This is a genomic window from Bacteroides luhongzhouii (genome assembly GCF_009193295.2).
In the GTDB taxonomy this organism is placed as follows: Bacteria; Bacteroidota; Bacteroidia; order Bacteroidales; family Bacteroidaceae; genus Bacteroides; species Bacteroides luhongzhouii.
This window is the reverse complement of record NZ_CP059973.1, coordinates 2,912,353-2,926,300: the sequence shown is the minus strand read 5'-3', so window position 1 is coordinate 2,926,300 and position 13,948 is coordinate 2,912,353. Positions and strand designations below refer to the sequence as shown.

At 43.3% G+C, this 13,948-nt stretch carries 9 protein-coding genes; 1 reads left to right on the top strand and 8 read right to left on the bottom strand.

Annotation, left to right across the window (positions count from 1 at the left end):
* Nucleotides 1–25 precede the first annotated feature (25 nt).
* Both GD631_RS10430 and GD631_RS10425 read right to left on the bottom strand, forming a co-directional pair.
* Nucleotides 26–1,156, bottom strand: coding sequence for a retron St85 family RNA-directed DNA polymerase (locus GD631_RS10430; RefSeq protein ID WP_143258154.1), 1,131 nt, complete (start codon nucleotides 1,154–1,156; stop codon nucleotides 26–28).
* Between the two features lie 206 nt (nucleotides 1,157–1,362).
* On the bottom strand, nucleotides 1,363–3,570 hold the full coding sequence (locus tag GD631_RS10425) for a DUF5686 family protein (RefSeq protein WP_185911436.1): 2,208 nt from the start codon (nucleotides 3,568–3,570) through the stop codon (nucleotides 1,363–1,365).
* Nucleotides 3,571–3,814: 244 nt separating this feature from the next.
* Here GD631_RS10425 and GD631_RS10420 point away from each other — a divergent pair, with 244 nt between their 5' ends.
* A complete protein-coding gene (locus GD631_RS10420) occupies nucleotides 3,815–5,002 on the top strand; it encodes an AraC family transcriptional regulator (protein WP_143258153.1) in 1,188 nt (395 codons plus the stop codon).
* On the opposite strand, the gene GD631_RS10415 is transcribed toward GD631_RS10420, so the two are convergent.
* The 6 genes from GD631_RS10415 to GD631_RS10390 all read right to left on the bottom strand — a co-directional run bounded on the left by GD631_RS10415 (nucleotide 4,991) and on the right by GD631_RS10390 (nucleotide 13,946).
* Nucleotides 4,991–6,448, bottom strand: a complete 1,458-nt coding sequence (locus GD631_RS10415) for a PA14 domain-containing metallophosphoesterase (RefSeq protein WP_143258152.1) — start codon at nucleotides 6,446–6,448, stop codon at nucleotides 4,991–4,993. The genes GD631_RS10420 and GD631_RS10415 overlap by 12 nt on opposite strands.
* Before the next feature lie 18 nt (nucleotides 6,449–6,466).
* Nucleotides 6,467–8,791, bottom strand: a complete 2,325-nt coding sequence (locus GD631_RS10410; protein WP_143258151.1) for a family 20 glycosylhydrolase — start codon at nucleotides 8,789–8,791, stop codon at nucleotides 6,467–6,469.
* The gene (locus GD631_RS10405; protein ID WP_143258150.1) at nucleotides 8,788–10,239 is read right to left on the bottom strand and encodes a glycoside hydrolase family 125 protein; all 1,452 of its coding nucleotides are present in this window, start codon (nucleotides 10,237–10,239) and stop codon (nucleotides 8,788–8,790) included. Before GD631_RS10405 ends, GD631_RS10410 begins: the two co-directional genes overlap by 4 nt.
* A 15-nt stretch (nucleotides 10,240–10,254) precedes the next feature.
* Nucleotides 10,255–11,859: an MGH1-like glycoside hydrolase domain-containing protein gene (locus GD631_RS10400; RefSeq protein ID WP_143258149.1), complete on the bottom strand. Its 1,605-nt coding sequence runs from the start codon at nucleotides 11,857–11,859 to the stop codon at nucleotides 10,255–10,257.
* Between the two features lie 21 nt (nucleotides 11,860–11,880).
* A complete protein-coding gene (locus GD631_RS10395; protein WP_370511898.1) occupies nucleotides 11,881–13,014 on the bottom strand; it encodes an alkaline phosphatase in 1,134 nt (377 codons plus the stop codon).
* A gap of 68 nt (nucleotides 13,015–13,082) precedes the next feature.
* The gene (locus tag GD631_RS10390) at nucleotides 13,083–13,946 is read right to left on the bottom strand and encodes an endonuclease/exonuclease/phosphatase family protein (RefSeq protein WP_143258147.1); all 864 of its coding nucleotides are present in this window, start codon (nucleotides 13,944–13,946) and stop codon (nucleotides 13,083–13,085) included.
* Nucleotides 13,947–13,948: the final 2 nt, after the last annotated feature.

Genomic DNA, 13,948 nt, shown 5'->3' with positions numbered 1-13,948 from the left:
TAGACTCAGGTGACAGAAATTTAGATTAATTCCCTTTCTCCAAACGTTTCAGGGCAGCAATAGAATCGGATACATAGATATTGTCCGGTTCTATTGACCGCCAATAGCAAAGCTCTCCAATCAACCGTTTCAGATAGACAGGATCACTCGAACCAATCCGTCGCTGATGTTCTGCCAAACCTTTTGTCAGAATGAAATAGACATTCTTCCGGATTTCCCTCTTTCTAGCTTTAGGGATAGTCAGTTTCACACCGGAAGAGATGGACACTCCCGTGATAATCTTTTTGCCATGCTCATTGACGAAACGGGTCTTTTTATGATTCGGTTCGAATTTCTCATCACGAATGATTTGTTTGATACGGGGAATAATCTGCTCTTTGGGAAATACATCTCCCGAAAAAGTCAAGTCATCGGCATACCGGGTATAAGTCAATCCGTATTCCGCCGCCAAAGCTGTCAATTTCCTATCCATCTCATAACCAACGATATTACTTAATGACGGACTTGTAGGTGCTCCCTGCGGCAAGTGTCTGTGCAAACAACACAACGTTCCCAATACTTTAGATACATTTTCCGGATAACCGATCTTCTCAAATGTCTTTTTCACTCTCGGACTCCGTATAGAAAAGAAAAAATCATGAATATCCATTTTCAACACATACCGTTTTCCCAAATGAGGATTGGCATTGTCGACCACAGAATAACCGTTCCGGAAACCTACCGCTGCCGGATGAATCATTGTTACAGATGATAATATACGAGAATTAATAGTCGTTTGAATGGATTGCAATTTTTTGTTAGGAGCAGAGATCATACGATACCCTCCTTTTCTTTTTCTCATCCAAAACTCCCGGTAATGCGCAGAAACATTTTGCAGTATTTCCTTCAACTGTCCCGTTTCTATTCCCAACAGATTGGCACACCAGACGACAGCCGATTCATCATACTTTTGAACATACTGTGTTCTTGGAACTGTCGCTCCCAAAGCATGCCTAAGCCAAGTTCCATGCCCCCATTTTACTTTAGTCGTCTTTTCTTCCTTACTACCGTCTGTCGCTTTCCATCTTTTATACCCCTCTTGTTTCCTGCTTGAGGAAATCATCTTATAAATCAGGAAACCAGTGACAATAAATATCGTTATTAGAATTCCGTCCATTTTGTATTATGTATATAAACAAAGAGAAGAGAGGATGAGTTATTTACTAAAATAAATTTAGGTATTTATACCTTAGAATTTATTTTCTAGGAAAAATACCTGTGCTTACGAGGCGACTACACCTCTTTGATGCTAAATTCGGCCCTCATCCTCTCTTATACAAAGATAAGTATAATCTTTCGATAAAACAACCGGAAAGAGAAAAACTATCGGTTGAACAACTCAAACGTGAACTTACAGCCTATTCCTCCGAATTTCCAGTTTTCGCTGCTTACGAAGACTCCCACGTCGAAAATATGCGTACCGATGCCATATCCGACTTCCAGATAAGGCTGAAGATGCGGCATAGAAAGTGCACTGATATAAATACGCTCGTTTTGCACATAACGGGTGTACTTCATCAGATGCCGGAGAATAAGGAACGGAGCTTCGTAAGTGAAATGTCCCCGCACATAACGACGGGAGGAGTTATACCAACGTGAGTCAAGCACCTGAAATACTCCGCCGATTTCATCATTCCAGCCTACGGGAAGATTATGGCGGGAGAAATTGGCAAAGTCCACAAAATACAACTCATCCTGATTGGTGAATGCTCCGAATCCGAAACGATAATAAATATTACGCATCAATCCCATCCGGATTTGATGCTGAAGGTCAAACTCTATTCTTTCATATTCGCCCGTACTTTTAAATACTCCTTTAATTCCCCGTTCATAATCGACCGAGAAGGTTGGATAGATAGAATGCAAGTTTATCTTCCGCTTTCCGTTCATATAATAATAGAGTCCCGGCGTCCACTCTATCCGGATGCGGGGAGCGAAACTGATATAAGTGTTCTTGAATTTATCCATAAACTCCGGAGGCGGCATCGGATAATCACCGGTAATCACAAAACGGGAAGGCTCTACTGCTGTTCTTTTATGGGCAGAGAAACCCAGACTGATATCCAGTCCGTTGACCACCTCAACTGTATGGCGGAAGTTAAAATACAAGTCCTTGAAATAATCAAGATGAATTAAATCGAAATTAAAGATACTATCCGGCATGGCTTTCAGTTCGTCCAACACCTTACTGCTATAGATACGATTACCATTACCCACGTTCAACCGGAAGAATCCCCGTTTCTGCGGCCAGTATTCAAAGTCGGCATTCAATGACCAGTAGAACTCCTTACGCGTAAAGTTGTATCCGAGTTTAGGCACGATACGAAGTAATTTATCCCCTCTGAAAAGGCGGTTGTAGCGGAAATCCTGTCGATAAGACAAACCGTTGCTTCCGCTATAACTGAATAAGAGCGGATTTATAAACGGAGAAAACCGTACGCTTCCGATATTGGACAAATTGAATTTATAATCTTCTACCATCAAATCACCCATCGTTCCCCAAAAGGCCTGACTCTTGGATGGCTTTTGTATAGTAGCCGTGTCACGTCTAAGCGCATTGTCGAAATATAGTTTCTTCTCACTTTCGTTCAAAGGAATCGGACGCAAGATAGCAAAGGTAGAGGCGTCCGTCTTATAAGCATTCGTATCACACTGTAAAGAGAAAGATTCCGAAAGATTATATTTCCTCTTCTCTTTCTTACGTACCTTTTTTTCTTTCAGTTCGATGGATTTATAATCTAAAGAAGCTGTATAATTACCATCCACCTTATTTCCGAGGAATTTGAAAAGAGCTTCTACGTCATAGCGCACCGGCAGGAATTCATTCTTTTTGCCGACATCTCCCATCTTAATCCAACAGGTAAATGTTATCAGTTCTGATCTTCCCGAAAAACGAATTTCACGAACACTCCAGACGTTACTGCTGACCACCATATAACCACCCACCAACTGATCGCTCTTGGTACGGGGAATGAAACGTATCCGATAATCCAGATTGTTAGGATCTCCCATTACGCTGTCTATCCGATACTTATAATATTTCTGCCCGTTTTTAGCCAGTGGTGATAGCAAGCGTTCATCATTCAGCAAAGAAGAAGAGTAGATATTTACATTAAAGTATTCAAGCAAACCCGGCAATCCTCTGTTTCCCCTCACAGTTCCTTGGGAGGCTTTTACTTTTTGGTCGTAAATATTGGGAGCTGTATAATGCAGGTCACTGTATGTTTCAAGCAGATATTCGCGAACACCCTTTTGCAAACGAAACATAGAAGGTACATAGCGGAGAATAAAATTCTTTTTCTGAATGTCCATCTTACCTTTTATATATAGGTTCGCACGATAATCGCTGACTATCGTTTCATACAAAGGCGCAAAGGTCATCACACGTTCTATGATGGAGTCGGCAGAGATTTCCTGATGGGTATAAGGATTCATTATATAATTATTGGCTGCCCCCTTTGATATAAAAGAGAACAGACACAATATGCATCCTATCAATATTTTATCTCTCAATTGTCGTATCTCCTTCATTAACGTAGGCAAATATAAAAAAGAATATCGAAAAGCAAGAAAAGTTAGACACTAAAAAAGAGTTATCAGAAGAAAACCGTCACACAGGATGTGGGAAACGAAGGAATTCGCTTTCCTAACAAATATTAATAGATGATTTATTCTATCAGCAGATTATAGAATATCAGACATTCGTTAGGAATATAAAAATAGAAATCTTATATTTGTGTAATCAGAAATAAACATTTTTATATAACCGACAAACATGATTCGCCTGATATTATTAACGGACTTCACAGAAACCTTTTCGTATAATTTGCTGAAGGGTATCCTCGCCTACTCAAAGAGTCACGATCCATGGGTCGTATGCCGAATGCCACCTTCCTATAAAAACATCTATGGCATAAAAGGAGTGTTAAAATGGGCGAAAGCTTGGCAAGCAGACGCTATCATCGGAAGATTTGACAATGACGACAATGTAGACATATTTCGCGAGAGCGGAATAATCGCTTTAGCACAAGACTACAAATCAAGATTCAACAATATTCCCAATATCACCGGCAACTACCGGGCAACAGGAAAAATGGCAGCTGAATTCTTCTTGAGCAAGGGGTTTCAGAATTTCGCATTTTATGGTTACCGGGATGCCGTATGGTCACAAGAACGTTGTGAAGGTTTCTACGAATGCATAGCCACCCATGGTTTCGGCAATAATTTCTATGTCTATCAGGAGCAATCTTTGGATGACCTGTGGTTTTTTGAATCTCCTCCTTTACTTACGTGGCTGGAATCATTGCCCAAACCAACAGCACTCATGGCCTGTGATGACAATCAAGGAAACCGCATAACAGAAGTCTGCCGGGTAAACAATATCAGAGTACCTGACAAAATTGCCATATTAGGAGTTGATAATGACGATATTATATGCAATCTCTCTGATCCTCCTTTATCCAGCATCAACCATAACATTGTGAGAGGTGGATTTGAGGCCGCCGCACTGATAGACCGCTTATTAAATGATGAAGAAAGAAGCTGCCAGGACGTAGTACTACAACCGGTGAATGTTGTAAACCGGCAATCAACAGATTTCTATTCGACAACCGATGTACATATTCATACTGCTTTGACATATATTCATCAGAATCTGGCTTCTGAAATAACCGTATCGGACATTGTCAGACAAGTCCCACTGTCACGCCGTTTATTGGAAATCCGTTTCAAACAGGTTACAAAACAATCTATCCATAAATACATCTTCAATCTTAGAATGGAGCGTTTTGCACAGTTGTTATTGTCAAGTGACGCCCCTATCGCAGATGTAGCGGAACAAGTCGGAATAAATAATTTCAAGAACTTGTCCCGCCAATTCAAAGCTTTGAAAAAAGTATCTCCTATTGAATACAGAAAAGAACATCGGTTGATGAACTGTATTATAGGTGAATCAATCCGGTAGGAATAGCATATTGTCCGGCAAAATAGTTTCCGGAATATTACGGCCCGAATATCCTACTTCTAATTCCTGCCCCATATAATTTTCAAAGTACAGCAAGCGTAGCTCATGAAATCCCTTTTCAAGAGCTACCTTCCCTTCGGCACGGCGAGCACTGTGCCCGCCATCATTATCAACAATCAATTTACCGTCTATATAAAGTTTAGAACCATCGTCGGAGTATGTATAGAAACGATAGACTCCTCTTTCGGGAATCCTGACTAAGGTACGGAAATCATAAGCAAAGTGGTCGGCAACAGCAGCCTCTTTGATTGAAAAGTTTTTCATTACCCCTTCTTTTACTTTGCTACAAGCCTCTATATCCGCAACACGCTTACACTTTCCTTCATAGTAAGTATATGCTACTCCGTTTTTTTCGGAAGATACTTTCACTTCCGGCAGATAGGCCATGGTCTGTTCTTCTTTCGAATTCAGCCCCGACGGATAATAATAAGAAGCTTCACGACCGGCAGGCGTAGTTATCCATGTATCAAACTTAAACCGACCTTCATACAGTTCGATGATACGGGCTCCTCTTGTCAATGAACCATACGCATCTGTACCGGTCACTCGTCCATAGCCAAGCGCAACCCCCTTATCTATTCCCAGAAAGTCGTTGTCGTGATCATGTCCCACAAATACTCCCATCACGTCTTTCATATCGAGGAACGAGGAAAACATACCCGAGTTAATGTTCGCTGCAGCAACACCGCCTTCCTTATCGTTTCCATAAGTTTTTCCATCGCCTCTGATTTCGTTATATTCAATCAGTGGAATATGGAAAAATGCCAGTGCAGGCACAGGCTTTCCACTGTTCGCGGCAGTAAATCCCGCACTCTGTTTACGGTACCATTGTATCTGGTTGAAGTGAATCCAATCATAAGCACCATAAAGTTTGTTCGGCTGATAGTCATTAGAGTCCATACAGTAAAGCAATGCTTCTACCGTTTCTTTCTTGTCCGAACCATAAACCGGAATAATGCAATTGCCACATCCCGTAATATCTTCAGGTCCTTTCGCTCCTACATAATAGGGGGATTTCAAAAGAAAATCATAAATATCATCCCGTGCCATGTATTCCGCATCATGATTGCCCATAGTCACGATAAAAGGTGTTTTGGTTTCATTGAAAATACTGACTACATCCGTCCAGCCTTTAAGAGCAGGGCCGTCAGTCACCACATCTCCGGTCAATATGGCAAGATCGGGATGCTCGGATGCCAGAACGGTACGGATAGTGGCGGCAGTTTCAGCACATTTAGGTGATTCCGGTGTCCAATGCAAGTCCGTAAACTGAGCTATTACAAATTTCCCATCTCTGAAAGCAAACCGATTTGGGGCTTGAGCCGACAGCAAAGCAGGAAGAAGTGTACACATCCACAAAAACAGAAAAGTAATTTTCTTTTTCATAATACACATATTTTAAGATCAATATAATTCGACTTCATCAATAGCCAATCTGCTTGGCTGTCCTTCATGATAATACCCTTTCGGACATAAACCGCCGTACACAAATTCCAGACATATATATCTTGCAGTTGTTTCAGGGAACGTGAGTGACACCGGGAAACAAGTTCCTTCGGTAGGTGTAAAATCATAAGCGAACTTCCCACTATTCACAGGAGTAAGTGTCTCATTGTCCGCAGAGGCGGAAATATGCAGTTCGCTTACCGGCCAAAGCATATCATAGGGACGCCACAGAGAAGTGAGAGCTACTTTACTTACAGACTTCAATTCACCAAGGTCGATTTCAACCCGAACTGTATCTCTACTGAAAATAACCCAACGACGCAAATCGCGTGCATAACCGCGAATTCCATCCGTCAAACCGATACCCCCATCTACTTTCTCTGCCGACGGAAGCGGTTGACATTTATAGGAACTACCGGTTGCCTTATTCACGGCAAAAGATTTATGGACGACTTTTCCCAACAGTCTCCCATCCTTATACACTGCTGCATAGACGGTCGCATCTTCCGATAATCCGACAGGCTCCGTGTAGAAGCTGCCAGAGGAGATAGATAATACAGAATCATTCACTATATAATATATTTCCGTATTGGGACAGAATGTTTTCATGGTCACTTCATAAGTTTGACGCGACTCATTCCATGCCCCTGTAAAATTCACTTCATAAAAGTTACGGCAAGCATTTACTCCACAATATTCCAATCGCTTGAACTCTTTGTCCAACCTGCGGACAAATGAAGCTAAATTCTTACTTTCCGGTTGCGTCCATTGCACCTCGGACATTGCCAGCAAACGGGGAAAAGCCATGTATTCGAAATATTCCGGAGTCTGGATATACTCACCCCAGATATTAGCTTGTGTACCTATGACATAAGCCTGCTCTTCGGGAGTCAATGCGGCAGGAACCGGATTGTAAACATAAACACTGTCCAAAGGAAGAAAACCACCGATAGCCAACGGCGCAAACTCCGGACTTTCCTGATAATGGTCAAAATAACATCTATCTCCGGGCGTCATAATAACCTTGTGTTTTTGACGGGCAGCTTCAATGCCCCCTTCTTCTCCACGCCATGACATCACTGTGGCATTGGGGGCAAGCCCTCCTTCCAGAATCTCATCCCAGCCGATTATATCACGCCCCTTACTATTGACAAACTGCTCCATCCGATGTATGAACCAACTCTGTAAAGCCTCTTCATCTTTCAACCCCTCGCGCCTCATCAATGCCTGACAATGGTCACATTTCTTCCATGCTTTCTTCGGACATTCGTCTCCACCGATATGAATGTAATGACTGGGAAACAATTGCATAACCTCTGTCAACACATCCTCCAGAAAAGTGAACGTATTTTCTTTCGGGCAATAGACTTCATCAAAAACATCAAAGTAATCGCGTACGACATACGTCTTACCCAATCCGCAGGAGAGTTCCGGATAAGCTGCCAATGCTGCGGAAGAATGTCCCGGCATTTCAATTTCAGGAATAACAGTAATAAAACGGTCGGAGGCATATTTCACGATTTCTTTTATATCTTCTTGAGTATAGAATCCTCTTTGTTCTTTTCCGTCGAAACGCCGCGGATAATAATAATCGCAATGCCCTACCTGAGTCCGGTCGCGATGAGAACCTGTTTCTATAAGCTTCGGGTATTTCTTAATCTCGATCCTCCAACCTTGGTCATCTGTCAGATGAAAATGAAACTTATTCTGTTTATACCTGGCCATCTGGTCGAGAAACTTCAGCACTTCTTCTTTAGGCAAGAAATTACGACCTACATCCATCATGGCTCCACGATGAGGGAAACGGGGAGCATCCGTAATGCTGACTGCGGGTATCTCTATCTTGCCGGCATACTTTCTACCGGCATTATAAATCTCTACCGGCATAAGCTGCAATAAGGACTGGAGAGCATAAAACAGCCCGGCTGCCGTTTCATCAGAACTAATCCTTATGCCGCCGGAAGATACATTCAACGTGTAAGCCTCATCTGCCAAAGAATGATCTGTCAGAAAACAAATATCCGCCGGCTCCGTTTGAGGCACACGTTTCAGTGTGACAGTGGTGTTCTTCAATGCATCCGCCAAGTAGCGAAAGACTTTCTGTGAGGGTTCATCCTCCGAAAGGGCTATACTCGTTTCACCCTGCAGAGTATATGTCCCTTGTCCCATTACCATTTTATTGGGCATAGGAATGATACCATTATCCTGCATGGAAGCATGCTGCTTCTCTCCACAAGAAATGAGCGTCAGCAATACGGCAATTATCCAATATATTTTTTTCATAATGTTTGGGATAAGATGTCAGGATATTCACGGACGGTTTGAAGAACAAGCTCTCCGAACAGGGTATTCACCCATGCAAACCAAGAACGGGTGAAATCTGAAGCATTCTCTGCATGAAAAGACTCATGCATAAAGCCTGTTCCTCCGTCCGTATCACGAAGCTGCTTCAGGCAAGCAATGATTTCCTCGCGGTTGTCCGTAGTGAAAGCCTTCATAATGATACTCATCGGCCAGATATAGTTCAACCCTACGTGGGGCCCTCCCACTCCTTCGCCGGCTTTACCCTTGAAAAAGTAGGGATTGTTGTCGCTCCAAATCATTTTGCGAGTATTCTGATAAACAGCATCTTTAATAGAGCAGTAACCGAGATAGGGAGCAGCCAGAAGGCTGGGGATATTAGCATCGTCCATACAAAGCGCATTGCCGAATCCATCGACTTCAAAGGCATAAATCCGTCCACAGATGGGATGGTTAAAAGTTCCGTACTTACGAATGGCAGCATCCACTTCATCGGCCAACACAGCACATTCTTCGCTAAAAGCGTCCTTCTTATATACCTTACGTTCTATCGCCGCCAACTGCCTCAACGATACAACCGCAAACATATTGGATGGTATCAGAAAACCGTATTGGGTAGCGTCATCCGAAGGACGGAAAGAAGATACGATGAGACCGACGGGCTTGACCGGCGCTCCCCAGCCATTATTTATCTGCGAATCAGTGGGGCGGTCACAATCACGCATAAAGCTATAGGGTCCCAAGCCTTGTTTGCGTTGCTGTTCTTTAAAGGTTTGCACCACCAGTTTCATAGCTTCGTGCCAGTTCGTATCAAACACCGAAACATCGCCCGTCAGTTGCCAATAGTAGTAGGCCAGCCGGATGGGATAACAAAGAGAGTCTACTTCCCACTTGCGTTCATGCAGTTCTTTCACCATGTGCTGTGTATGGTCTGTCTCCCAATAGCTGCCCAAGGGACCGTCATTAAAAGCATTAGCATAAGGATCTGTCAAAATACATTTCGCCTGACGGTTAATAAGTCCTGACACCATAAGTTGAAGGCCGCTATCCTCTTTCATCAATGGCAGATAGGGCCATACTTGCGCAGAAGAGTCACGTAACCACATAGCATCAATATCACCTGTTATGACAAAAGTATCGGGGCGTCCCTCTTTTATCTGATACCTGACGGTAGTGTCGAGTGTGTTAGGAAAACAATTCTCGAACATCCAGCGCAACTTTTCGTCCTTAATCTTTTGTTTTACTTCTTCAATGGTTGCTTCTACAGCTTTGGAAACAAAATTCCTCTTCTCTTTAGAAGGACGCAAGGATGCATATTTCAAATTCGGGATTGAAGACGTGGAAAACATAAAAGAGGGCCTCATAGACATAGCAGTTAAAGCAAGCCCCCCAGTCTTCAGGAATTGTCGTCGTGACATCTTCTTTTTCATGATCAATATCAATTGTTAATAGGTATGCTTACCAGGGGTAACCTGAATCTTTTTTTCTTTTCCACCATAGAGTACAAGCAGCTCGAAGCCGATATTAGCATCTACTGTAATGCGAGGTTCATCGTTTACTGAACGGCGTGTTTCCGCCTTCATGCTGATCATTCCCTCAGGACCGAAAGGATATCTTTCAATCCCATTAACCTCTGTCAAATTCATATCCCAGACAATCTGTTGCATAGTATAGTCTCCCTGAATACCTATGATAAACTCTATCAGTTCGGCAATAGGCGGCAAGCCGGCCCAGCCTACAAATTCCTTCCTTGCCATAAATCCCGGTTCAGCACTTTCGGGAGCATAGTACTCCCAAAAGGTTCCTGTCTTTTTAAACACTTCCAACACCTGAGCATAGTGGTTAAGAGAAATTTCTCTCGCCAGTTTGCGATAGCCCTTCTTTACGAGTCCCTGCATCACCATATAGTTAGTGCCCGGCCATATTCCTCCCTGCCAGTAGCGCCCGTTTTCCTTATACTTAGGGTTGTCGGCAGATAGAGATGGGATCCGGTATTTACGTTTGAATGTAACCGGATTATCCAGTTCTTTCACCAAACGGTCCAATTGGGTAGTGTCGAGCACATCAGTGAAAAGAGCCCAGTAAGCGCCTATCCCCTTAGTCTTACAAAGTGTACCGTCAGCGTACTGGTCATAAAGGAATCCGGACTCTTCATCCCAAAGATTGTCATGGATATACTTACCCAACATCTGAGCTTCGCTTTCAAAGTCTTCTATTTCTTGCCAGCGCTCCAGATAAAATCCCATTTCAAGCAGCAGATTGGCTGTAAACAGTTGTTGTAGGTTAGTATCCAGCCAAATCATATGTCCGTGGCTGTAGATCGGATTATAACCTGCAGGTACGCGAGGCATATTGTCCATACCGGTTCCCCATCCGCTCGACCAATAGGTTCCGTTACGCCAGGTACGGTTTAGTTTCAGCCATTTGTAATAACCACAAAGCACCGGGAATATTTTGTGCAGGCGTTCCGTATCACCAAATTGATGATAGTAAACCATTTCGCACCAGGGAATCAGATTCGGTCCGGTGCTTACGGGATCATAGCGCTCGAAGCAGTCGGCCCCATCTGCTTTTATCTCACGGCAGATAAACCCGTCAGGATGCTGCTTGGCATAGAAATTATCCAACGTACGTTGGAAAGGAAAGAAGCGTGTACCATAACGGGCAAACATCAGAATGAAAGAAGAATCCCACATAAATATGTTGCCGTTGTAGGCCGTATCGAGATAACTTGAAACAAATCCTGAACCCTCTTGAGGAGCACGAATATTGCCGATAGCTATTTCCCATGCCCTCCAATACATTTCAAGTTCCTTTTCATGCCCGGTCCAGATGGGGTTGGGAAGAATTTGCCGGGCTTCTTCAAAACTCTTCGGCTCGATCGTTTCAGGTTTCGCCACACGATACTCATTCTCGGTGACTAACGGTTCTTTAACATAGGTGTTTTTATAAGGCAAATGATATTTGTCATCATTACCACAGCTTTGTGCATTCAGTACAAGCATTGCGGGGCAAGAAAGCAAACATGCAAATAAAATGTGTTTCAGCATGGGAAATAATTGTTTATGGATTTATAGACCTAGCAACTTCTTTATCTTTTCGCAAACCGCAGTATTCTCATAAATACCGGTGAACTCTTCAGCTCCGGGGCCAAAAGCATAGACCGGAACCATCACGCCACTGTGACCGCCCGTAGAAAATTTACATACAATCTTACCTTCCTGTAAGTCACCGTCCACCAGCGTAAGTCCACCGGTTTCGTGGTCGGCAGTAACTACCACCAACGTCTCTCCATCCTCAGCAGCCCATTTATAGATAGCGCCGATGGTACGGTCGAAGTCGTGCGTTTCCTGCATCAGCAAATCAAGGTCGTTAAAGTGACCGTAATCGTCCAACTGCGAACCTTCAATCATCATGAAGAAACCGTTCTTATTCTGATTCAGCAGCTCAATACCCTTCAGCGAAGCGCGTGCAAGAAGATCACCGCGTTCTGCAGGAAGTGGAGTATCTATCGGATAAGGAACAGCAAAAACTTTTCCGCTCTTTATGCCTGCCAGTTCCTCCCAACTGCGAGGGGTCTGATAACCGTTGGCACGTAATTCTTCGAACAAATTACGTCCGTCCGTACGATTTTCAAAAAGTTTGGCGCCACCACCAAATGCATAGTCCACGCCACAATTCACATAATCCGTTACAATCTCCGCTTCGGCATCCCGGTCTTTATTATGACAGCAGAAGTCGGCAGGAGTAGCGTCCCAAAGACGACAGGTCACTGCTATACCAGTTGATTTGCCTTTTGCGGCAGCATAATCCACCAGTGACTTCAAGGGACGTCCTTCCGTATCTACACCTACTGCATGATAATTAGTCTTATGTCCGGTAGCCAGGGCCGTACCACCTGCACCTGAATCGGTAATCAATTTATTGGCACAGTAGGTTTTAGAAAGGCCCACTGTCTGACAATTATCCAGATATAACTTGCCGCGATTGGCAGTCCATGCAGAATAGACATGCATAAGGCTCATCCCATCTCCAATCATCAAAATGACGTTCTTTATCTTTTTCCCTTGTGGAGGAATGATCTTGGTCACTTCATATGGATGTTCAAGTACATATGTTTGTTCCTTGTCACGGCGATCTTGTGCAAATGCACAGGTAGGCAATAATGCAATTACCAATACTGCAAGTATGCAGTTTCTCCACATCTTCTTCATTACTATTGTTTTATTATTAACTATCAAATAATTCTTTTTCATTATTAAAAACGACTATCCTACTCTACAGTTACAAGAACCGGTGCATGGTCTGACAAGAAAGCATCATTTTCCGTTTCGGCCAGAACACCGTATCTCAACACTTTAAATCCATTACGCACAAATACATAATCAATCAAGGGGCGATTTTTATAAGAGATCTTGCCGAAATCATGAAAACTCCATGCCGGACCATAAACAACAGGTGATGACTGACGAGCATCTGTCAGATGTTCCGGATTAGCAGGATCAGTCACATGCTTGATGACATCCGATTCAGGTTCCGAATTGAAATCTCCCGTAACAATCACCGGTAGTCCGCCACTCAATTGACTCACTCTGTCCAGCATCAGGCTGATTCCTTCGCGCCGCGCCACCACACCTACATGGTCCAAATGAGTGTTCAGAGCAAAGAATTCCTTACCGGAAGTCTTGTCTTTTAGTTTCGCCCACGAAGCGATGCGTTCGCAAGCACCGTCCCATCCTTTAGAACCAGGTACCTCGGGTGTCTCGCTCAACCAAAAATATCCGGAATCAACTAAATCAAAACGATTCTTTTTATACCAAAGAGCACTGTATTCACCTTTCTCTTTCCCGTCCTCACGGCCTACACCTACAACCCCGTACTCCGGCAAGCGCTGTTTGAGGTCTTCCAATTGATTATGAAGCACTTCTTGTGTACCCAACACATCTACATCGTAGAAGCTGATAGCATTAGCCACACGGTCTTTCCTGAATTTCCAATTGTCCAGACTGTCTTCCGGATTGTCATAACGGATATTGAATGACATAACATTGATTGGTTCAGACTCGGTAGCCTGCTGTTTCACTTGGCTGCACGAGGCACCAAGTATTAGCAAAGATAAAAAAACTATTTTTTTCATGG